Here is a 20,920-nt window from a genome sequence, read left to right as displayed (position 1 = left end):
AGATCGACATCATGTCCACGCCAACCCCCGTCTTCAGCGAGGCCTCCACCAGCAGGTTCGTCCGCATCGATACTGGCGACCAGAAGCTGCAACTGCACTACAACGACGTCGGCAGCGGCGGCGAGACCGTGGTCATGCTGCATGGGGCGGGGCCGGGCGCCAGCGGCTGGGCCAACTTCAACCGCAATATCGAGCCGCTGGTTGAGGCCGGCTACCGGGTCATCCTGCTGGACTTCCCCGGCTGGAGCAAGAGCGACCCCGTCGTCAGCACCGGCTCGCGCTCGGACCTCAATGCCCAGGCGCTCAAGGGCATGATGGACGCCATTGGCCTGGACAAGGCGCACATCATTGGCAACTCCATGGGAGCGCACAGCGCGGTAGCCTTCGCGTTGAGCAATCCCGCGCGCACCGGCAAGCTGGTACTGATGGGCGGTGGTACCGGCGGTCCCAGCCAATTCGTGCCCATGCCCACCGAGGGACTCAAGTTGATCGGCGCTCTGTATCGCGATCCGACCATCGAGAATCTCAAGCGCATGATGAACGTGTTCGTCTATGATCCCGGCAGCCTGACGGAAGAATTGTTCCAGGCGCGCCTGGACAACATGCTGGCCCGTCGCGAGCATTTGCGGAATTTCGTGAAGAGTTCGGAAGTGAATCCCAAGCAGTACCCGGACCTGGGCCATCGCCTGGGAGAGATCAAGGCCCGGACCCTGGTCATCTGGGGGCGCGATGATCGCTTCGTACCCATGGACGTCGGGCTGCGGCTGCTGTGGGGGCTGCCCGATGCCGAACTGCACGTGTTCAGCCGCTGCGGGCACTGGGCGCAGTGGGAGCACGCTGAAAAGTTCAATAGGATGGTGCGGGAGTTCCTGGACGACTGAGCAGGAAGGGGCGGCGCGGGGCCGCCTCTTTCGTCATTGCAAGCTGACGTTCGCCGATTGCACCGTCGCCTGCCACCGCCGCCCCTCGGTGTTCATGAAGGCCGCCATGTCCTCGGGCGTGTCGGGGCTGGGCGCCACGCCCAGTTCCTGCATGCGCCGCTTGGTGGCCGCTTCGCCCAGGACCGCGTTGATCTGCTCGTTCAAGGTGGCGATCAACCGCATCTGCGACCCCGACCAGCTGGCGAAAGAAGCCGGGACCCTGGCGCGCAGGATCGTGGACAACGCCCCGCTGTCGTCCTGCGGATGAACGCCACGGCCTCGAAAAGCCAGGGCCAGCCCCAGCGGGCGCTCCCGGCCCGGAGCCTCCGGTGGTAACCCGTAACATACGCATTCCCCCGGTTTGTGCGAGCATGATGCCCGGAATACACATGGAGGCCCCGGGTGGATGCGCTGAGCCCTTCTCTCTGGATCGCCGTGGCGGCGGTCATTCTTGCCGTTCCCGGACTCGGCATGGCCTTCGGGTCGCGCGGGCTGCGGCCATTGCGGCGCCTGCTTGGCCTGGCGCTGGTTGCCCTGAGCCTGGTCTCGGGGTTGCTGGCCTTCACGGTCCATCGCTACCTGCAATTGTTCGAAGACCGGCAGGTGGCCACCATCGAGCTCAAGCAGGAAGGCCCGCAGCGCTACCGCGTCACTGTCGCGCTGCCGCCCGGGCCGGCCGGCGCGCCCCAGGGCGAGCGGCAGTTCGTGCTGTCGGGCGACGCGTGGCAGATCGATGCGCGCGTGCTGCGCTGGCGGCTGCCGGCGGCGCTGGCCGGGGTGCCTTCGCTGTACCGCCTGGACCGCATCGGCGGGCGCTATGACGACATCGAGCGCGAACGCAGCGTCCTGCGCACCGTGTACGCGTTGGACGACGACCGGCGCCTGCCAGACCTGTGGGTGCTGAAACGCGAATTCTCGCGCTGGCTGCCCTACGTCGATGCCGAGTACGGCAGCGCCACCTTCATGCCCATGTTCGACGGCGCGCGCTACGAAGTGTTGTTCAACGACCGCGGCGGCCTGCTGGCCAAGCCGGCGGACGAGGCCACGGCGGCACGACTGCGCGGAGGCTGAAGTTTCACGCAGGCAGCGGCAGCTTGCTCGAGAACTTCACTTCCCTTAGCGACAGGCTGGTGCGCACCGTGGCCACGTTGGGCAGCGTGCGCAGCACCTTGTCGATGAAGTCGCGCACCGAGTCCAGGTCCTCGGCCACCACCATCATCACGAAGTCGGCCTCGCCGGTGACGCGGTGGCAGGTCAGCACCTGGTCGTTCGCCGCCACCAGTTGCTCCAGCGCCTCGAAGGCTTGCGCCGTGTGCGGCGAAAAATTCAGGCTGATGAAGGCCAGTTCGCCCAGCCCCAGCTTGCGCCGGTCCAGCATGGCCTGGTAGCCCTGGATATAGCCTTCGGATTCCAGCTTGCGCAGCCGGTGCCAGCAGGGGGTCTCGCTCAGCGCCACGCGCTGGGCCAGCTTGGCGTTGGACAGGCGGCCGTCTTCCTGCAGGTGGCGCATCAGCTGCAGGTCGGTCTGGTCCAGGGATTCGGTTGGAGCATTCTTTTTCATTGATTCATCGTAGAAAAAGAATCTTCTCCTGTAAAGGCAGCCAACGGGGGCATTGCCTGCGTGACGACCGCCTCGGCGGGTTGGGTGGCGTCCTTGCCGATGCGGTTGCGGCCCTGCCGCTTGGCCAGCGCCAGCAGCCGGTCGACGTGGGCGTAGGATGCTTCGAAAGGCACGTCCCCCTCGAAGCTGCCTATGCCGAAGCTGGCCGTGCAGCGCAGCCCGGGCACGATGGAAGAGAAATCGTGCTGTGCCAGGGCCGCCTGCAACCGCACCGCGGCCTGCTCGGTTTCCTCCAGCGTCGCCCCCGGCAGGACCAGCATGAACTCCTCGCCGCCTATGCGGCCCAGGGCGTCCATTTTGCGCACGTGCTGCGCCAGGACGCCCGCCATGGCCTGCAGCACCGCGTCGCCCACGGGGTGGCCGTAGTGGTCGTTGATCTGCTTGAAGTGATCCGCGTCCAGGATGACGAGGCCGTAGCGCTCCGCCGTGCCGCGGCTCCTGGCCAGGAAATCGAGCAGGCTGTTCCGGTTGCGCAGGCCGGTCAGCGCATCGCGTTCGGACACCAGGCTGAAATGGGCGATGGTGCGGAATGCCGTCAACAGCACCAGCAGCACCGCCGCGCCGACGCTGAAAAGATAGAAGCTGAGCTGGGTCAGCACCCAGTACATGCCGCCGTCGTAGCCATAGTCCAGGGTCTTGGCGTTCATGGTCAGCAGGACGCGGGGCAGCAGGCTCAGGATGCCCAGCAGCAGGAAGCCGAACAGCAGCCGCTCCAGCGCCGTCCCCCGCGCAAGATGCCGGATTCGCCACAGCGCGAGCAGGAACAGCAGGGTCACCGCCGTGTACAGCGCGCCGATGCGCAGGCCGGACCAGGCCGGATCGCGGATGCTCCACAGGCGCACGGCCAGCATGGCCGCCAGGATCAGCGCCGACGGCCAGGATGGCAGGCGCTGGCGTTCCAGTTGCGCGATGCCGCCGGCGAACAGGAAGGCCCCGGCGCCGTACAGCACGCCCGTCGCGGCGATGTTGACGGTCAGGTTGGCGGGCCAGAGCGTGATCTGCAGGATCAGCGCCGTCGCATAGCTGGCGAAGGCGCCGATGAAATACAGCAGGTGCGCGGGACGCCCCATGAATCGCCACGCGCCGCCCAGCAGCGCGGCGATCAGCAGCGCCACGAGAGGGTGGGAAAGCGCGAGGAGCGTATCGGTATGGGACATGGGAGGGTCTGTCCCCGCCAGTGTAGCCCCTGATGGGGTTTCCGGGGCCTTTTCGGGTGCCCGTGCGCCCGTCTAGGGATTTCTTCCTTGAAAGGACTTCTGGAAGGAAGAATCTTCTTTCAAGAGCGGTGGAATGCCCAAAAAAAGCAAGGCTATTTCCGTCCGGCTGGAAGATACTATCGGTCGAATCCGTATCAGCATCACCACACTCAGGAGCGGCTCATGGGGCGGCAAGACGACAACAAATCCAAAGTGGCGATCATCGGCTCGGGCAACATCGGCACCGACCTGATGATCAAGATCATGCGCTATGGCAAGCACCTGCAAATGGGCGCCATGGTCGGCATCGACCCGAAATCCGACGGCCTGGCGCGCGCCGAGCGCCTGGGCGTGCCCACCACGGCGGGCGGCATCGACGGCCTCCTGTCCATGCCCAATTTCAACGAGATCCGCATTGCCTTCGACGCGACCTCGGCCGGCGCCCACAAGCGCCACAATGAACTGCTGCAGGCCAAGGGCGTGCAGGTCATCGACCTGACGCCCGCCGCCATCGGTCCCTACGTGATCCCCGCGATCAACATCGACGAGCACCTCGACTCGCCCAACATCAACATGGTCACCTGCGGCGGCCAGGCCACCATTCCGATGGTCAAGGCCGTCTCGCGCGTGGCCAAGGTGCACTACGGCGAGATCATCGCGTCCATCGCCAGCAAGTCGGCGGGCCCCGGCACGCGCGCCAACATCGACGAGTTCACCGAGACCACCTCCAAGGCCATCGAAGTGATCGGCGGCGCCGCCCGCGGCAAGGCCATCATCATCCTGAACCCGGCCGAGCCGCCGCTGATCATGCGCGACACCGTGTTCACGCTGTCGGAAATGGCCGACACCAAGGCCATCGAGGAAAGCATCGCCGAGATGGTCGCCAAGGTGCAGAGCTACGTGCCCGGCTACCGCCTGAAGCAGCGCGTGCAGTTCGACGAGATCCCCGCCAGCGCGCCGCTGAACGTTCCCGGCCTGGGCAAGCTGTCCGGCCTGAAGACCTCGGTGTTCCTGGAAGTCGAAGGCGCCGCGCATTACCTGCCCGCCTACGCCGGCAACCTGGACATCATGACTTCGGCCGCCCTGGCGTGCGCCGAGCGCTTCGCGCAGACCCACCTGGTCGAAGCCGCCTGAGGACATCACCATGAGCAACAAGAAACTCTACATCTCCGACGTCACGCTGCGCGACGGCAGCCACGCCATCCGCCACCAGTACAGCATCAAGAACGTCCGCGACATCGCCAAGGCGCTGGACGAAGCCAAGGTCGACAGCCTGGAAGTCGCTCACGGCGACGGCCTGTCGGGCTCCAGCTTCAACTACGGCTTCGGCGCGCATACCGACCTCGAATGGATCGAGGCCGTGGCCGACACCCTGAAGCACGCCAAGGTCGCCACCCTGCTGATCCCCGGCGTGGGCACCGTGCACGACCTGCGCAACGCCTATGACGCCGGCGCCCGCGTGGTGCGCGTGGCCACCCACTGCACCGAGGCCGACGTCTCCAAGCAGCACATCGAATACGCCCGCAACCTGGGCATGGACGCCGTCGGCTTCCTGATGATGAGTCACATGAACACGCCCCAGAAGCTGGCCGAGCAGGCCAAGCTGATGGAAAGCTACGGCGCCTCGTGCGTCTACGTCGTCGACTCGGGCGGCGCCCTGAACATGAACGACGTGCGCGACCGCTTCCGCGCGTTCAAGGACGTGCTCAAGCCCGAAACGCAAACCGGCATCCATGCCCACCACAACCTGAGCCTGGGCGTGGCCAACTCCATCGTCGCCGTGGAAGAAGGCTGCGACCGCATCGACGCCAGCCTGGCCGGCATGGGCGCGGGCGCCGGCAACGCGCCGCTGGAAGTGTTCATCGCCGCCGCCGAGCGCATGGGCTGGAACCACGGCTGCGACCTGTACAAGCTCATGGACGCCGCCGACGACATCGTCCGTCCGCTGCAGGACCGCCCCGTCCGCGTCGACCGCGAGACCCTGGCCCTGGGCTACGCCGGCGTGTACTCCAGCTTCCTGCGCCACGCCGAAGCCGCCGCCGCCAAGTACGACCTGAAGACCGTGGACATCCTGGTCGAGCTGGGCCGCCGGAAAATGGTGGGCGGCCAGGAAGACATGATCGTCGACGTGGCGCTGGACCTGAAGAAGTAAGCAATCGCCGGCAGGCCGCCGCGGCGGCCGCCGTGCTTCGCGGTAGTCAGCGCGTGGCGCCGAAGGGCGCTCTTGGTAGCCTGGGATGGTTGTCCGTCCCGGGCTTTTTTACGTGCGCTCGATGGGCTTTGCCGGCCTGGCGCGAATCCCGTTCCGCATTTCGGGACGTCCTGGGGTTGGATTCGCCTTCGCCGGCGAGCGATCCTAAAGTTCTCGCACAGTCCTTGACCTTCGCGAGACGCTTCATGCAAACCATTCTCGAAACGGTGCCGAGCACGCTGCGGCCCACAGACCATCCTTTCCTCAACGGTCCGTTCACGCCCAATTTCAACGAGTATCTGGCCGACACCGACACGCTGCCGGTGATCGGTGAATTGCCGCGGGATCTGCATGGCATTTTCATCCGCAACACGCACAACCAGATTCACGAGCCCATGGGCCTGTATCACCCGTTCGATGGCGATGGCATGCTGCATGCGATGCATTTCGAGAACGGCCGGGCCACGTACCGCAACCGCTTCGTGCGCACCACGGGGTTCCTGGCCGAACAGGCAGCGAAGAAGTCGCTCTGGACCGGGCTGCTCGAACCCGAAAAAGGGTCGCGCCGAGGCTGGGGCGCGATCGGCGCGATGAAGGATAATGCCGGCACCGACATCCTTTGCCACGCTGGCCGCCTCCTGGCCACCATGTCGCAGGGCAGCGAGCCCTGGCGGCTCGACCCCATCACGCTGGAGACGCTGGGCCCCGACGAAGAATGGGCGCGCAAGCTGAACCCGCACGGTATAGGTTCGCACTACAAGGTCGATCCCGAGACCGGCGAGATGATGTTCTTCAACTATCCGGAAACCTGGCCCTACATGCACTACGGCGTGGTCAGCCGCGACAACAAGCTGGTGCACTACGTGCCGGTGGAACTGCCGGGGGCGCGCTGGCCGCATGACCTGGGCATCACGCGAAACTACACCATTCTGCACGACACATCGCAGTTCTTCGATCCCGATCTTCTCAAGAAGGGAGTGCGCAAACTGGCATTCCATCCCGACGTGCCGGCGCGCTTCGGCATCATCCCGCGCTTCGGCGCGCCGGAAGACGTTCGCTGGTTCGAGGCCACGCCCTGCCACATCCTCCACCTGGCGAACTGCTACGAAGACGGCGATGAGGTCGTGATGGACGGCTGCATCATGCCCACGCCGGTCATGCATCCGGTAGGCACGGCGGCGGGAGGCGACGTATACGCGCGCATGAAGGCGCGGCTGGACAAGCACAACAACCCCACGCGCATGCATCGCTGGCGCTTCAACATGGTCACGGGCAAGACTGCCGAGGAGTACATCGACGACGAGATCACCGAATTCCCCGTCGTCAGCAACGACTATGTGGGCCGCCCCTACCGCTACAGCTACAACATCCTCTACGAACCGGGCGAGTGGCTGTTCTGCGGCCTGAAGCGCTACGACCTCGCCAGCGGCCAGACCCAGCGCTACGAGTACGGGCCCGGCCGCTACGGCAGCGAACCGCAGATGGCGCGCCGCGTCGGCGCCAAGGCGGAAGACGACGGCTACCTGCTGGTCTACATCACGGACATGCTGAAAAACCGCTCGGAGGTGATGGTTCTCGACGCCAGCGACATCTCGCGCGGGCCGGTGGCCACCGTGGTGTTGCCCGAGCGTATCTCGGTGGGCGTGCATGCGTGTTGGGTCGAGGGCGACCGCATCGCGGGCGAGTTCCGGGATCCGGCAATGATTCCCTGAATCTTGCCAAGAAGGTGCTGTTCTGCCCGGTTTGAGCAGCATCGGCCGCCGCAGGTTGGCGGCCACGAGATCAGAGCTCTTCACCAGAGCCGATTGCGGAGACAAACAATGAAAATCAAACGACGTCTGGCTACGGTCGCCGCCATGTCGGCCGCCGTGCCGGCGACATTCCCTTCTGTGGCCCGCGCCCTGAGTCGGCGCAAGCCCACGAGGCTGATCGTTCCGTTCCCGCCCGGCGGCAATGCCGACGCGATTGCACGTGTTTTCGCCGAAGAAATGGGCAAAAATACCGGGGCCCCGGTGATCGTGGACAACCGCGCAGGAGCGTCGGGGACCATAGGCGCGGAAGCGGTATTGAGGGCGGAACCTGACGGCAATACGTTGCTGCTGACGGTTACCTCCCAGTTGAGCAGCACCGCCTTCAATGTGCAGCCGAGCTACGACGCCAAGACCGACTTCGTCGGTATAACGGGAATCGTTCTTACGCCGCTGGTAGTCGTTGCGCCCGCGAGCCTGGGCGTGAAACATATCCAGGAATTCGTGGCATTGGCCAAAACCCGGCCAATGGCCTTCGGCTCTTATGGCGCCGGCACCGGCACGCACATTCTTCAGGCGATCTTCGCGCGGCAGATCGGCTCGGACATGGTGCACGTTCCCTATAAAGGCGAGGCGCCGGTGGTTACCGATCTGATCGCAGGGGAAATTCAAATGGGGATGGTTGCGCCCGGCGTTGCTTTGCAGATGAGCAGAGCAGAAAAGCTGCAGCCTCTTGCGGTAATCGGCTCGGCCCGCAGCGAGTTCCTTCCGCGGGTACCGACATTCGCCGAGCTGGGGTACAAGGATCTCGATTGGACATATGGCGTAGGCCTCTATGCGTCATCGAAGATTGAGCGGCCAAGGCTTCTGGAGCTTGAGCGCCTGGCCCAGTCCGTGGTCAATGCGGAGCGGATCCGGGCACGGTATCGGGAGCAGTCCAACGAGCCTTGGGGCGCGAAGGGGGAAGAACTTCAGAAGCGGCTCGTGGTCGATTCGATTCTTTGGCAGAAAACCACAGCCGTCTATGGGAAGATGGGATGAGACAGGATAGAGAGAGTTCACGCAAGCTGCTGGTTGTCGGCGGCTGCGGGGGAATCGGTGCCAGGCTGGTTGAACGGGCGATCGAAGACGGCTACCAGGTGACGGTCTTCGATCTGGATCGATCCATCTCCAATGCGAAGCTCCATGATCATGCACGGTATGTGGCATGCGATGTGTCCGACGAGGCATCCGTTGACCGCGCGTTTTCAGAATTGCAGTCGTCGAATTCCGGCCTGGATCATCTTGTCAACCTCTCGGGATATACAGGTGAACGCATAGATGCCGTGGACATGACGATTTCTCAATGGAATGCCATCCTCCAGACCAATCTGACCGGGGCCTTTCTGGTCGCCAGAAAGGCCGGGCCGCTGTTGGCCCGTTCTGCCGCGCCGAAGCAACTGCCGTCCGCCGTCTTCATCTCGTCGACATTCGGGGTGCGTGTTCCCCACAAAGGCTACGCGCCATACGCGGCGGCAAAGGCGGGCGTGATCAATCTCGTGCGCGCGCTGGCCACGGAATGGGCGCCGAGCGTTCGCGTGAACGGCATTGCTCCGGGCGCCGTCAATACCCCCTTCCTCAAGGGCGGCACAGGCCGGCTCGAAAAGAAGAGCGGCCTGGACGTCGAAGCCTTCGTGGCCACAGTGCCTCTGCGACGCCTCGGGGAGCCCGACGATATCGTGGGACCCATACTGTTCCTGCTCGGACCAGACGCCGCCTACCTCACCGGGCAGACTCTGCATGTCAATGGCGGAGGATATGCGCCATGACCTCGGACAACGCACGGTGGCGGGTTCCCGAATTCGTTACGAGCTTCATCGATGGTCGGTGGACAGCGCCCACAGGATGTCGGTTGCCGGTCGTGGATCCCTCCAACGGCTTCCAGATTGCCATGCTGTGCGAGGCCGACGAGCATGAGACAGGGTTGGCCGTCGAGGCCGCGCATCGCGCATTCGTTGAACGCAGATGGAGCGGCAAGAGCGTCTTGCAGAAACAGCAGGCGCTGCGGCGACTCGCGGAACTCGTGCAGGGCCATATCGACGAGCTTGCATGGCTGGAGTGCCTGAACACCGGAATTCCCTTGGGCTACCTACGGAATATTCAGATCCCGCGCGTGGTGCGGAATCTGAATTTCTATGCCGACTCCCTGAGCCAGCATAGCGCCCCCTCGGTAGTCGATCCCAATTTTCTTCGGTATGTCGCCAGAGAGCCGATCGGGGCAGTGGCCCTCATCTCCCCCTGGAACGCGCCGCTCGCGTTGGCTTCCACCAAGCTCGCGGCGGCATTGGCTTTTGGAAACACCTGCCTGATAAAGACCGCCGAGCAGACCCCGCTTGCCATCGCGCGCTTCATGGAACTCACGGTCGAAGCGGACTTTCCGCCCGGCGTCGTGAATCTGGTGAACGGCCGTGGTTCCGTCACCGGCAACCATTTGGTCAAGCATCCGCTGGTACGCGCCATATCTTTCACCGGGGGCACGGAAACAGGCCGGCATATCGCCGCTGCCGCGGCGCATGGACTCACTCGTGTCGACCTCGAACTCGGCGGAAAGTCGGCAAACATCATTTCCGCATCCGCGAATATCGAGGACGCGGTCAAGGGGGCGATAGCATCGATCTTTACGAACAACGGCCAACAATGCTTTGCTGGCTCGCGGATCCTGGTTGAAAGGGAAATCGCCCCCCGGTTCATCGAGGCCTTCATCGAGCGCGCCAAGCAGATACGCGTTGGAAGCCCCTTCAGTCCGGATACCGAGATAGGGCCCTTGGCGAATTTGAACCACTTGCAGCGAGTGACTTCATTCTTTGGATCGGCGCGGTCGGAAGGGCTGGAGATCCTGACTGGCGGTGGTCGTCCACCTGGCCTGGATGCCGGCTATTACGTCGAGCCGACGGTTGTGCTCACTACATCGAACGCAAGCCGTTTGAGCCGCGAGGAGGTGTTCGGACCGTTGGCAACGGTGCAGGTAGTCGAAAGCTTCGACCAGGCGCTACTGGTTGCGAACGATTCCGACTATGGCTTGGCTGCCTATCTCTGGACCAATGATCTTTCCCAGTCGCTCAGGGCGGCAGAACGATTGCAGGCAGGCATGGTTCTCGTCAACGCCTCGATGACTGTGGATTTGCGGCTGCCGTTCGGCGGCTACAAGAATTCGGGACTGGGTCGAGAAGGCTACGAAGGGTTCCGGAATCTGTTTACCCAGGAGAAGACCGTCAGCATTGCCGTGCCTGCTGTCTCGTAAAGCTCGACGCGCCAGCGGCTAAGTTGCCAGGCGATTTTGCCTAGCAGTTCGCTGCAACCGGCAGAAACGTGTATATTTGATATCGATTCTTATTTAGATTAAACCACTTCCTCGTCGCCCATACTTCCAGGAACGCGCGTCCGGTGTCTTCCGAACTCATCTCTCGCCAGGCTGTCGGCACGCTTTATCGCGATCACTGCGATTGGCTGGTCGGCCTGCTGCGGCGCAGGCTGGGTGGGAACGTGGACCACGCGGCCGACCTTGCCCATGACACCTTCGAGCGCGTGATGCGCAAGGGCGTCGCGCCGGGCATGCAGGAACCGCGTGCCTACCTGACCACCGTCGCGGGGCGCCTGGTCATCAGCCACTATCGCCGCGCGGCGCTCGAGACCGCGTATCTCGAAGCCCTGGCGCAGCGCCCCGAACCCACGGTGCCTTCCGCGCAGGAACGGGCCGAGGTCATCGAGGTCCTCGACCAGATCTGCGACATGATCGACCGACTCGATGCCCGGTCGCGCCGCATCTTCCTGCTGGCCCAGATCGACGGCCTGGCCTATGCCGAGGTGGCCGCCCGCATGGAAGTGTCCATAGACGTGGTCAAGCGGACGATGTCCAAGGCGCTGCAGAGCTGCTACATGGCGATGTACGCCTAGCGCGGCGCGGGGAGCTGCGACGTGGCCCAGGGGAACGTTTACGCCGACGAGATCGCCGCCCGCGCGCTCGATCCTTCCGTGGTGGAACAGGCGGCCGATTGGCTGGTGAGGCTCGAGCCCGGCGGCGATGGCGCGGACTACGAAGCCTGCCGCCGCTGGCGCGCGGAAAAGCCCGAGCACGAACTGGCCTGGCAGCGCATGGCCGACCTGCATGCCGGCATGCGGCAGAGCGTCCAGCGCATCGACCGCCGCGCCGCGACCGTGGCCATCGGGCAGGGCGTGGACCTGGCCGCCAAGCGCCGCCGCGCGTTGAAGTGGCTGGCGGGCATCGCCGGCGTCGGCACGGTGACCTGGGCCGGGCGCGACGCGTTGCCGTGGCGTTCCTGGACCGCGCAGCATCACACGGCGGCGGGCGAACGCCAGACCCTGGTGCTGGAAGACGGCACGTCGCTGCTGCTCAATACCCGCACCGCGGTCGACGTGCGCTATGACTCACGCGTGCGCCGCGTGGTGTTGATCGGCGGCGAGATCCAGGTGACCACCGGCCGCGATCGGCGGCCGTTCCACATCGAGACCCGCACCGGCCGCATCCGTCCCATCGGCACGCGCTTTACCGTCCGCAACCTCGACAGCGCACCCGGCCGAACGCAGGTGGCGGTGCTCGAAGGCAGCGCCATGCTGGAGCCCTCCGCCGGCTCCGCGCCCCTGCTGGTGCGCGCCGGGCAGCAGGCGAGTTTCACCGCCACCTCCACGCAGGGCCCGGCCGCGGCGGGTCCGACCGCCGGCGCATGGGTGGAAGGCGTGCTGGCGGCCCAGGCGATGCGGCTCGAGGATTTCCTCGAGGAACTGGGCCGCTATCGCACCGGCGTCCTGACGTGTTCGCGGGGCATCGCCGACCTGCGCATTACCGGGGTCTTCCCCCTGGCGGACACCGACCAGGTCCTGCAATCGCTCGAACACATCTTCCGGGTGAAGGTGGTGCGGCGCACCCGCTACTGGGTGACCGTGGTCGCCGCCTGAGTCCGCGTCGGCGCCTTTGCGCGAGAAATTTGTAACTGCCGCACACCGCGGCGCGGCTCGTGCGTCAAGTCGAATAAGGGGCGGCCATTTCCGGATCGCGCCGGTTCGATTGTCTACGAGGAATCTTCTATGGCTGGCCGCCATTGCGCAGAACCACGGCCTTCATCATTCGCGCCGCGAGTCATGCCAGCGTCCGCGCCGCGCGCGCGCCGCATGGTCGCGGCGGCTGTGCTGGCTACGCTGTACATCGGCGCGGCAGGCGCACTCGGGGCCGCATCGGCGGCCTGGGCCGAAGAGCCGCCCCAGGCCGCCGACGCGGCGCATCTCTACGATATTCCGCCCGGCTCGCTGGAAGAGGCGCTGATCCGCTTCGGCCGGGTTTCGGGTCGTCTGGTGGCCGCGGACCAGGCGCTGACCGCGGGCGCGCGCAGCCCCGGCCTGCGGGGCCGCTATTCCGTCGAAGCCGGCCTGGCCGCGCTGCTGGCGGGCAGCGGCCTGGAGGCGACGCGCATGCCCGACGGCGGCTGGCGCCTGCGGCGGGCCTACCGGCGCTCCGTGCAGGTCGGCAACCTGCCGGAGGTCCAGGTCATCGCCGACGCGCTGCCGTCGGAACAGGTCTATCGCACGCCCGCCGGCGTGGCGGTGGTGACGCGCGAGCAGATCGACCGCCTGCCGCCGCGCAATGCCGCCGACCTGCTGCACGAGACGACCGGGGTCTTCACCGCCTCGAGCCGGGGCGATCCCGGCCTGTCGATCAATATCCGCGGCATGCAGGATTTCGGCCGGGTCAACGTCATGATCGACGGCGCCCGGCAGAACTACCAGGCGTCCGGCCACGGCTCCAACGGCCAGGTCTATCTCGATCCCGCGCTGGTCGGCGGCGTGGAGATCGCCAAGGGCCCGGTGTCGACGGTGGGGGGCGCGGGCATGATCGCCGGGCTGGTGAACTTCCGCACGCTGGACGTGGGGGACATCCTCGACGATGGCCAGGACATGGGCGGCCGCATCAACCTGACCACCGGCAACAATGCCTACCACTTCGTCAGCAGCGCCGCCGCCGCCGCGCGCCTGGGCGACGAGGCCGACCTGCTGGTGGCGCTGAGCCGCAAGAACGTCGGCGAGTTCCGGGTCGGCACCAAGGGCGATCAATACCACGACGGCGAGGGCAGCGGCCAGGTCAGCCGCACCACCAGCCAGGACCACTGGTCCGGACTGGTCAAGATGGGATGGCGGCCTTCGGCCGAGCACCGGTTCAAGCTGAGCTACCTGGGCATGGACGCCAAGTTCTCCGAGGCGCCCGCCGGCGAGACCGCGTACGGCGAACGTACCCAGGACTACAAGGTCGTCACGGGCACGCTGCGCGGCGACTATTCGTGGCGGCCGGCGTCGACCTGGTTCGCGGTGGATGCCGGGCTCTACTACACCAGCACCAAGCGCAACCAGGAGCGCGCTTTTTCCGCGGGCGGGCCGGGCGCTTTCCGCATCCGCTACCAGACCGAAACGGTGGGCGGCAGCGTGGTGAATGAAAGCCTGTTGACGCTGGGCCCGTTCGAGGCGAGCTGGAAGAACGGCGCGGAGTTCTGGCACGACTGGACCAGTCCCGGCTTCAACACGGCGGCCAACGGCAGCAACGAGGCCGAGTGGTACGTCGGGCCCACGCCCGAAGGCAAGCGCACCGTGGCCAGCGGCTTCAGCGAAATGACGCTCGACTACCAGGGTTGGCTGCAGATGATAGGCGGCCTGCGCTACGACTGGTACGAGCTGAGCGGCAACGGCCAGATGTTCATCGGCAGCGTCAGCAATCCGCCGGGCGTGCGTCCGCCCACTACCAACATCTACACCGGCTTCGAAGTCGACCGGCATGCGGCGTCCTTCGCGCCCAAGCTGACGCTGGCGGTCAAGCCGGTGCCGTCGGTGCAGCTGTACGGCTCCTACGGCGAAGGGCTGCGGCCGCCGGCGATCACGGAATCGCTGATGTACGGCATGCACCCGAACAACATGTTTCCCTTCTATCCCAGCCCGAACCTCAAGGAAGAGCGTTCGCGCACCTGGGAGGTCGGCGCCAATTTCGTGTTCGACAACCTGGTCGCGCGGCGGGACCGCCTGCGCGCCAAGGTCGCGTGGTTCTCCACGCGCGTGGACAACTACATCATGTCCATGCCCATCATGACGCCGTTGTCGACGAACGGCTGCCAGGGCCTGTTCTGCCCGTCGGCCTACGTGAACCTGCAGCAGCCGGCCGAGTTCAGCGGCGTGGAATTGCAGCTCGAGTACGACGCGGGTTTCGTCTTCGGCGGCCTGACGGCGACCAGCGTGCGCAGCGACCTCAAGGACATGCTCTACAACCCGTTCCCGCTGGGCAGCTGGGTGGGCTACCCGGAGACCGGCATGGGCGTGGGGTCGCAGGACACCGTCAGCGGCTTCCTGATAGGCGGCCCGCCGCGGCTGAAGGTCGCGGTCACGGCCGGCGTGCGGCTGCTCGAAGGCGCGCTGGAAATAGGCGGGCGGCTGCGCATGGAGCAGCCTTCCAAGCTGGGCTTCATGTCGCAATACAAGCACACGCGCGCCGTCGACGTCTGGGGCACCTACCGCGCCTCGCGCGCGCTGACGATGCGCCTGGCGGTGGAAAACCTGTTCGACCGGCAGTACATCGAAGTGTCGTCCGGCGCGGGAGGCTTCTCCTGGGCGCCCGGACGCACCGTCATGGCATCGCTGACCTACAACTTCTGAAGGAGGCGGGCGGCGCGCCGCCCGCCGGGACTCTATGGACGACACACCTGTCTATCCCTTTGCCCACTCGCGCGCCGGGCGCGCGGCGCGGGCGTGGCGCATGCTCGCGATGCTGGCCGTGCCGGCGTTCTGCGCGCCGCCCGCCATGGCGGCGGAAGAAACGTCCGTCGTCACCCACATCACCTCGTTCCACGATTCCGGTCCCGAGGAATATCCCGACGACGGTCCGCCCAAGGGCTGGCCCGCCGCGCGCTACCCGACCGGCGTGCCGCTGCTGGTGCAGGGGGAGAACGGCAATTTCCTCTACACGCCCACCGGACGCCGGCCGGTGCTGCTGTCGCGCGTCGCCACGACGCCTTCGCAGTACCAGGTCGAGAGCATGCCCGCATGGATATACGAAGACGGGCGGATTTCGACCTACGTGGGCGGCAATATCGTGCAGCGTCCCGACGGCGACCTGGTCGGCATCCTGGCGCCCACCGATTCGCCGGGGCCGCGCGATCCGGTGACTCGGCTGTACAACCGCGTCTGGAACGACACCAGCGAGGTCGGCGCGGGCGTGCTGTACCGGGCCGATTTCGACGGCGCCAACGCGGCCGTCATTCCGGCGACGCAGGGCGCGCTGGTTCACCCCACCGGCGTCCTGGCGATAGGGCCCGACGGCGCGGTGTACGGGGCGGACATGGGGCCCGCGGGCAACGGGCGCATTTTCCGCCTCGATGCCGAAGACAACTTCAGCGTCGTGCACGAGTTCGAGACGCCGCCCACGGGCATGAAGGCGTTGCCCAACGGCCTGGCCTTCGACGCGGACGGCGTGCTGTACGGCGTCGTGGCCTACGACCGTGGCGTGCCCGGATTTCCCGGCACGTTGACCGATCCCGACACGCCCACCGGCATCGTCTACCGCATCGATCCGGCGTCGGCCGGCAGCTTCCAGGTGCTGTACGCGCCGACGCTGCGGCATGGGGAGTTCAGCGCCGAGCACCCGATGACCAGCAGCAGCGTCAACGGCACGCGGCAGTATGCGCTGGCCTACGTCGTCGCGCCTGGCGACGGCTGGCTGTACGGCACCACCTCGATAGGCAACTGCCAACTGGCCACCAAGGCCTACCACGAACAGGGCAGCAGCTGGGTCGGCTCCGGCGAGCCGACCGGCAGCAATACGCTGTGCGCCAACAATTCGTTCAGCGATCCCGACAACATCCTTTATTCCGATCCCGATTGGTACGACGTCGACTACAACCGCTACGGCACGGTGTACCGCGTGCGCACCGACGGCACCGGAGAGGCGCAGATCCTGCATCGCTTCTCCGACACCGACGGCGCCACGCCCCGCGGCCCGCTGGCGGTCGGCCCCGACGGCGCCGTCTACGGCACCACGATGTCCGGCGGCAGCAACCAGAGCTGGGACGAAATCGCGCTCAAGGACAACCCGGCCTATCCGGTCGGAAACCTGAACGGCCGCAAGAACCGCCATGTGGTCACCGACGGCGTGTTGTGGCGCATTCGTCCCGCCGGCGTCCAGGTGGATCCGTCCGGCGCGGTGACTGCCTCGGGCTTCGAGCTCGTGCATGAATTCGCCAAGGCGCAGACCGGCAAGCGGCCGACCGGCGTCGTGGCCGGCGCGGACGGCAAGCTGTACGGCTCCACCGTCGTCGGCGGCCGGTCGTGGATTGCCAGCTCCGGTACCGAGTACCTCTACGACAACAAAGGCACGGTCTGGTCCTATGGCCCGCCGCCGGCGGCCTCCGTCACCGTGACCGTATCGCCCGCCGAGATCGCCGCGGGCGGCACGGCCGAACTGACGTGGACGTCCGATCGCGCCCGCGATTGCGTCGCCTCGTCGTCGCATCGCGACTGGACCGGCGCGCAGCCCGCGCAGGGGAGCATCACCTTCACGGGCAAGGCCGCCGGCCTCTACAACTATTCGCTCTCGTGCGTCGACGAGGAGACCGGCCTGACCGTGTCGTCCGAGCTCGCCATCCTGCGCGTGGACACGGCGCCCAGCTCCAACGACGGCAACGTCGAGCAATACGGCAACGGCGGATCGTCCGCGCCGCTGATCCTGGCCGCTCTGTCCGGCCTTGCCCTGCTGCGGCGCCGTCCGCAGGCCGGGGCTGTTTCCCACCTTCTGAAGAGGAATCGACTGTGAGATCTTCTCGTATCCGAACCATCCGCGGAGCGTTGCTGGCGCCGGCCATGCTGGCCAGCTTCGCCCTCCATGCCCAGCAGGCGGAAGCGCCGGCGTGGCAGCCCGAAGTCCTGTTCTCGTTCACCGGCGCCGACGGCGGCCATCCCGGTGCGACCGCCTTTACCGCGCCGGTCTGGAACGCGCAGGAACAGCGGTTGTACGGCGTGACCCGCGGCGGCGGCACGACCTACAAGATCCTGCGCTTCGGCTTCGAGTTCGACATGACCTCCGGCCGCGCCTACGGCTTCGATCCCGACGGCACCGGCTTCCAGTCATGGACCCTGGGCGGCGTCATGGGCGATCCGCTCACCAACCTGGCGCTCGACAGCGCGGGCCGCGTCGTGGCCGGCGGGCAGACCACCGTGCGCGATCCGGCCGCCACCGCGGCCAACGTGTCGGGCTTCCGCATGTTCGGCATCAAGGAGGACGCCGTCGCTCCGTTCGACGAGCCCAGCCAGGTCCTGCTGGACCGCGGGTTGTCGCCCCGTGGCGCCATGGCGGCGGACGATGCCGGCAACGTGTATTTCGGCGCCGACGTGAGCTACTTCTGCAACGCCACCCAGAGCGACAAGTGGCTGTATCGCCGCACGGCCGCGGGCGCGATCGAGGGCGTCGTCAACTTCTGCGACTTTACCGACAAGCTGAAGACCAGCTGGAGCTTCCGCAAAGGCGGCGTGCCTCAGGTCTTGGCCTACAGCAAGAGCGACGGGGCGCTTTATATCGTCTCGTCGCTGTCGGCGAACAACGACGCGACCTTCTATCCCGACCTCGTGACCGGCACCGAGAAGGTCAACGGCTTCCTGGTGCGCATAGGCAAAGCCGCGCTGGCCAAGACACAACTGGCCGAAGACGACATCGAGGTGCTGCACGTGTTCAAGAGTGACGTCGGCCTGCCGTCCAGCGCCACCGACGGCGCGCACACCGCGCTGGTGGAAGACGGCGATTGGCTGTACGGAACCGGCCCCTCGATGCTGTGGCGCCTGCGGAAATCCGATCCCGACGCCAGTTTCGCGGTGGTCCATGCCTTTGCGTCGAACGTGATCTCCGAACCCCTGGAGGACGATGCCGGCATTTCTCCCATGGGCGACCTGGTGCGGGCCCTCGATGGCAACATCTACGGCACGACCATGTCCGACGGCACCCGGCTCAACGCCACCGGCAATCGCGCCGGCGGCTACGGCAGCCTGTTCCGCGTGGCCGTCGGCACGGCCGCCGACCGCAGCGACGACCGGATCGAATTCCTGCACTACTTCGATGCGGACGCCGACGGCTCGATCCCCGTCGGCCTGGCCGCGGGTCCGGTCGAGGCCGGCAAGCAGTGGCTGTTCGGCGCGACCCAGGGCGGGTTGGCCGATAACGGCGGCGTCTACCGCGTCGGCATCGACGTGCCCGAAGTCGTCATCACCCGCTTCGCGGCGGCCTCGTCGAGCCTGAAGACAGGCCAGGCGCCCACCTTGTCGTGGACCAGCGAACAGGCCAGCGCGTGCACGGCAGGCGGCGACTGGAGCGGCGACAAGGGCGCGCAAGGCGAAGAAACGCTGCCCGCGATCGCGACGGCGGGGACCTACACCTATACCCTGCAATGCGCCGGACCGACCGGCGAATCGACCGTGGCCGAGGCCGTGGTCACGGTCGAGGCGGACGATACCGGGTCGGGCGGAGATGGCGGGGCCAACGATGGCAATGGCGGTGGTTCGTCCGGCGGTGGCGGTGGCCCGCTTGGCTGGGAGTTGTTGCTCGCGTTGGGGCTGCTGGGTGCAGCCGGGCGTCGGAGGGGTTGATTCGGCAAACCGCGCCACGACCTGTTGCACCCCGTTTCCGCTTGTTCCGGAATTGGCGGGGATACTGCGAGAGAACCTCAACTACAGGAGCCAGACATGGCAACGGAACGCAACATGGAAAAAGCCAAAGACGTCCTGGAGGACGGCGCGGAAGCCGTGGAAAAAGCGGCCAAGACGACCGCCGATAAGGTGTCCAGGGCCGCGCATCGCGCCAAGGACGCGGCCTCGGACGCGCTGGACAACGGCAACGATGCGGTGGAGAATGCGCTGCTGTGCGCCAAAGACATCATCCGCCAGCATCCCATCACGTCGGTAGCGGTCGTCGCCGCCCTGGCCTATCTGTGGGGGCGGATCCGGGGGTGAGCCAGCAGGGCGAGTCGTCGCCGCCTGTCTGGCGTCTGTTCGAGTTGCGCGTGGCGCATCATCCGCCGTATTGGATGGCGTGGCTTATCGCGGTGCTGTACCAGACCGGCCGCAACATCCTGGCGACGCTGCGGCTGCACAGCGCGATCGCCTGCTCGCCCTCCGTGGGCGGGCGGCGCATGACCGCCAATGCGGGCGTGGAGTGGGACATGCCGGCGTTGACCGGCCTGACCCTGATCGCGGTTGCTACCGGCTCGGACCTTTGGCGGCGAATCGTTCCCGCGCCTGCCGGTATTCCTCGGCAAGGCGATCGACCACGACGGCCAACGGTTCGACGGCCCGTATCGCGCCCACTCCTTGTCCCGCCGCCCAGACGCTCTTCCAGCGTTTGGCCGCCAGCGATTCGCCGCTGTCGTAGCGGCGGGTGGGCGGGGCCGACATGTTCTCCGGGTCGTAGCCGTTTTCCAGCAGCGAAGGCTTGAGCCAGCTTGCCGGTGTTCCGGTCACGCCGGCGCTGACCAGCAGATCGTCCACCGTGGCGTCGACCACCATCTGTTTGTACTTGGGTGGGGCCATGCTTTCCTCGACCGGGATGAAGCGCGTGCCCATGTAGACGTAATCCGCTCCGCACGCGATGGCGCCGGCAACGCCCCAGCCATCGCTGATGCCTCCGCCGACGATGATCGGGCCGTCGAAGAATTCGCGTATGGCGCTGACGAATGCGAAGGGCGACAGGAAGCCGGTGTGGCCGCCCGCGCCGGCGGATACGCAGGCCAGGCCATCGGCCCCGGCCGCGACCGCCTTGCGCGCCAGCGTCAGGTTGATGACGTCGGCAAAGACGAGGCCGCCGTAGTCATGCACGATGTCGACGGCGGGCCGCGGGCTGCCGAGCGCGGTAACGACCACCGGCGGGCGGTAGCGGGCGATCAGCTTGAGATCGTCCGGCAGACGGGTATTGGATGAATGGGTGACGAGATTGGCGCACCAGGGCCCCAGCGTGGAAGGATCCTGCTGGTCGGCCGCGCGGGCCAGGCCCTCGGTGATCTGTTTCATCCAGGCGTCCAATTGCTCGATCGGCCGCGCATTGGGGGTGGGAAACGCGCCGACGATTCCGGCCTTGCATGCGGCCAGCACCATGTCGGGACCGGAAATGAGAAACATCGGCGCGGCGAAAACAGGCAGGCGCAGACGGGAGAGCGGAGAAGCGTGATCGGGCATGGCGATTC

At 66.3% G+C, this 20,920-nt stretch carries 19 protein-coding genes; 14 read left to right on the top strand and 5 right to left on the bottom strand.

The window, feature by feature from the left end:
* The first annotated feature begins 11 nt into the window (after nt 1–11).
* Nucleotides 12–881, top strand: coding sequence for an alpha/beta fold hydrolase (locus ABD104_RS10895; protein ID WP_279820818.1), 870 nt, complete (start codon nt 12–14; stop codon nt 879–881).
* A gap of 33 nt (nt 882–914) precedes the next feature.
* Here ABD104_RS10895 and ABD104_RS10890 read toward each other — a convergent pair whose 3' ends face one another.
* Complete coding sequence (locus ABD104_RS10890) at nt 915–1,103, bottom strand: hypothetical protein (RefSeq protein ID WP_338616805.1); 189 nt, start codon at nt 1,101–1,103, stop codon at nt 915–917.
* A 288-nt stretch (nt 1,104–1,391) separates the two neighbouring features.
* Between ABD104_RS10890 and ABD104_RS10885 the strand changes: the two genes are divergently transcribed.
* Nucleotides 1,392–1,991, top strand: coding sequence for a hypothetical protein (locus tag ABD104_RS10885; protein WP_420494818.1), 600 nt, complete (start codon nt 1,392–1,394; stop codon nt 1,989–1,991).
* A 4-nt stretch (nt 1,992–1,995) separates the two neighbouring features.
* Here the strand turns inward: ABD104_RS10885 and ABD104_RS10880 are convergent, their stop codons facing one another.
* Nucleotides 1,996–2,481, bottom strand: coding sequence for an Lrp/AsnC family transcriptional regulator (locus ABD104_RS10880; RefSeq protein WP_087836751.1), 486 nt, complete (start codon nt 2,479–2,481; stop codon nt 1,996–1,998).
* Nucleotides 2,478–3,698: a GGDEF domain-containing protein gene (locus ABD104_RS10875; RefSeq protein ID WP_279820815.1), complete on the bottom strand. Its 1,221-nt coding sequence runs from the start codon at nt 3,696–3,698 to the stop codon at nt 2,478–2,480. The genes ABD104_RS10880 and ABD104_RS10875 overlap by 4 nt, the downstream gene beginning before the upstream one ends.
* 222 nt (nt 3,699–3,920) lie before the next feature.
* On the opposite strand from ABD104_RS10875, the gene ABD104_RS10870 reads away from it, so the two are divergent.
* The 12 genes from ABD104_RS10870 (at nt 3,921) to ABD104_RS10815 (ending at nt 19,694) form a co-directional block, all read left to right on the top strand.
* Complete coding sequence (locus ABD104_RS10870) at nt 3,921–4,871, top strand: acetaldehyde dehydrogenase (acetylating) (protein ID WP_087836749.1); 951 nt, start codon at nt 3,921–3,923, stop codon at nt 4,869–4,871.
* Nucleotides 4,872–4,881: 10 nt separating this feature from the next.
* On the top strand, nt 4,882–5,889 hold the full coding sequence (gene dmpG, locus ABD104_RS10865; RefSeq protein ID WP_087836748.1) for a 4-hydroxy-2-oxovalerate aldolase: 1,008 nt from the start codon (nt 4,882–4,884) through the stop codon (nt 5,887–5,889).
* Nucleotides 5,890–6,134: 245 nt separating this feature from the next.
* Complete coding sequence (locus ABD104_RS10860; RefSeq protein ID WP_343927519.1) at nt 6,135–7,640, top strand: carotenoid oxygenase family protein; 1,506 nt, start codon at nt 6,135–6,137, stop codon at nt 7,638–7,640.
* A 108-nt stretch (nt 7,641–7,748) separates the two neighbouring features.
* Nucleotides 7,749–8,717, top strand: a complete 969-nt coding sequence (locus ABD104_RS10855) for a tripartite tricarboxylate transporter substrate binding protein (protein WP_343927518.1) — start codon at nt 7,749–7,751, stop codon at nt 8,715–8,717.
* Nucleotides 8,714–9,484: an SDR family NAD(P)-dependent oxidoreductase gene (locus tag ABD104_RS10850; protein WP_343927517.1), complete on the top strand. Its 771-nt coding sequence runs from the start codon at nt 8,714–8,716 to the stop codon at nt 9,482–9,484. Before ABD104_RS10855 ends, ABD104_RS10850 begins: the two co-directional genes overlap by 4 nt.
* On the top strand, nt 9,481–10,956 hold the full coding sequence (locus tag ABD104_RS10845) for an aldehyde dehydrogenase family protein (protein WP_343927516.1): 1,476 nt from the start codon (nt 9,481–9,483) through the stop codon (nt 10,954–10,956). Before ABD104_RS10850 ends, ABD104_RS10845 begins: the two co-directional genes overlap by 4 nt.
* Before the next feature lie 143 nt (nt 10,957–11,099).
* A complete protein-coding gene (locus ABD104_RS10840) occupies nt 11,100–11,609 on the top strand; it encodes a sigma-70 family RNA polymerase sigma factor (protein WP_343927515.1) in 510 nt (169 codons plus the stop codon).
* A gap of 21 nt (nt 11,610–11,630) precedes the next feature.
* Nucleotides 11,631–12,629, top strand: coding sequence for a FecR domain-containing protein (locus ABD104_RS10835; RefSeq protein ID WP_343927514.1), 999 nt, complete (start codon nt 11,631–11,633; stop codon nt 12,627–12,629).
* 183 nt (nt 12,630–12,812) lie between these two features.
* Nucleotides 12,813–15,359, top strand: a complete 2,547-nt coding sequence (locus ABD104_RS10830; RefSeq protein ID WP_343927513.1) for a TonB-dependent receptor — start codon at nt 12,813–12,815, stop codon at nt 15,357–15,359.
* Between the two features lie 34 nt (nt 15,360–15,393).
* Nucleotides 15,394–17,511, top strand: a complete 2,118-nt coding sequence (locus ABD104_RS10825; protein ID WP_343927512.1) for a choice-of-anchor tandem repeat GloVer-containing protein — start codon at nt 15,394–15,396, stop codon at nt 17,509–17,511.
* The gene (locus tag ABD104_RS10820; protein WP_343927511.1) at nt 17,508–19,331 is read left to right on the top strand and encodes a hypothetical protein; all 1,824 of its coding nucleotides are present in this window, start codon (nt 17,508–17,510) and stop codon (nt 19,329–19,331) included. The genes ABD104_RS10825 and ABD104_RS10820 overlap by 4 nt, the downstream gene beginning before the upstream one ends.
* Nucleotides 19,332–19,427: 96 nt before the next feature.
* Nucleotides 19,428–19,694: a hypothetical protein gene (locus tag ABD104_RS10815; RefSeq protein WP_343927510.1), complete on the top strand. Its 267-nt coding sequence runs from the start codon at nt 19,428–19,430 to the stop codon at nt 19,692–19,694.
* A gap of 58 nt (nt 19,695–19,752) precedes the next feature.
* Here ABD104_RS10815 and ABD104_RS10810 read toward each other — a convergent pair whose 3' ends face one another.
* Entirely contained in the window at nt 19,753–19,905 is a 153-nt protein-coding gene (locus tag ABD104_RS10810; RefSeq protein ID WP_343927509.1) for a hypothetical protein, read from the bottom strand.
* Nucleotides 19,906–19,940: 35 nt separating this feature from the next.
* Nucleotides 19,941–20,912 (bottom strand): NAD(P)H-dependent flavin oxidoreductase, encoded by a 972-nt coding sequence (locus tag ABD104_RS10805; RefSeq protein ID WP_343927508.1) that lies wholly within the window; start codon nt 20,910–20,912, stop codon nt 19,941–19,943.
* Nucleotides 20,913–20,920: the final 8 nt, after the last annotated feature.

Source organism: Pigmentiphaga daeguensis (genome assembly GCF_039523035.1).
Lineage (GTDB): Bacteria > Pseudomonadota > Gammaproteobacteria > Burkholderiales > Burkholderiaceae_B > Pigmentiphaga > Pigmentiphaga daeguensis.
The sequence above is the reverse complement of the archived record's forward strand: the minus strand, read 5'-3'. Positions and strand labels throughout refer to the sequence as shown.

What these genes read in the sequence shown, in the direction of transcription:
- ABD104_RS10895 (WP_279820818.1), top strand. Translation starts at nt 12, where the DNA reads ATGTCCACGCCAACCCCCGTCTTCAGCGAGGCCTCCACCAGCAGGTTC.
- ABD104_RS10890 (WP_338616805.1), bottom strand. Translation starts at nt 1,103, where the DNA reads ATGCGGTTGATCGCCACCTTGAACGAGCAGATCAACGCGGTCCTGGGC.
- ABD104_RS10885 (WP_420494818.1), top strand. Translation starts at nt 1,392, where the DNA reads ATGGCCTTCGGGTCGCGCGGGCTGCGGCCATTGCGGCGCCTGCTTGGC.
- ABD104_RS10880 (WP_087836751.1), bottom strand. Translation starts at nt 2,481, where the DNA reads ATGAAAAAGAATGCTCCAACCGAATCCCTGGACCAGACCGACCTGCAG.
- ABD104_RS10875 (WP_279820815.1), bottom strand. Translation starts at nt 3,698, where the DNA reads ATGTCCCATACCGATACGCTCCTCGCGCTTTCCCACCCTCTCGTGGCG.
- ABD104_RS10870 (WP_087836749.1), top strand. Translation starts at nt 3,921, where the DNA reads ATGGGGCGGCAAGACGACAACAAATCCAAAGTGGCGATCATCGGCTCG.
- dmpG (WP_087836748.1), top strand. Translation starts at nt 4,882, where the DNA reads ATGAGCAACAAGAAACTCTACATCTCCGACGTCACGCTGCGCGACGGC.
- ABD104_RS10860 (WP_343927519.1), top strand. Translation starts at nt 6,135, where the DNA reads ATGCAAACCATTCTCGAAACGGTGCCGAGCACGCTGCGGCCCACAGAC.
- ABD104_RS10855 (WP_343927518.1), top strand. Translation starts at nt 7,749, where the DNA reads ATGAAAATCAAACGACGTCTGGCTACGGTCGCCGCCATGTCGGCCGCC.
- ABD104_RS10850 (WP_343927517.1), top strand. Translation starts at nt 8,714, where the DNA reads ATGAGACAGGATAGAGAGAGTTCACGCAAGCTGCTGGTTGTCGGCGGC.
- ABD104_RS10845 (WP_343927516.1), top strand. Translation starts at nt 9,481, where the DNA reads ATGACCTCGGACAACGCACGGTGGCGGGTTCCCGAATTCGTTACGAGC.
- ABD104_RS10830 (WP_343927513.1), top strand. Translation starts at nt 12,813, where the DNA reads ATGCCAGCGTCCGCGCCGCGCGCGCGCCGCATGGTCGCGGCGGCTGTG.
- ABD104_RS10825 (WP_343927512.1), top strand. Translation starts at nt 15,394, where the DNA reads ATGGACGACACACCTGTCTATCCCTTTGCCCACTCGCGCGCCGGGCGC.
- ABD104_RS10815 (WP_343927510.1), top strand. Translation starts at nt 19,428, where the DNA reads ATGGCAACGGAACGCAACATGGAAAAAGCCAAAGACGTCCTGGAGGAC.
- ABD104_RS10810 (WP_343927509.1), bottom strand. Translation starts at nt 19,905, where the DNA reads ATGTCCCACTCCACGCCCGCATTGGCGGTCATGCGCCGCCCGCCCACG.
- ABD104_RS10805 (WP_343927508.1), bottom strand. Translation starts at nt 20,912, where the DNA reads ATGCCCGATCACGCTTCTCCGCTCTCCCGTCTGCGCCTGCCTGTTTTC.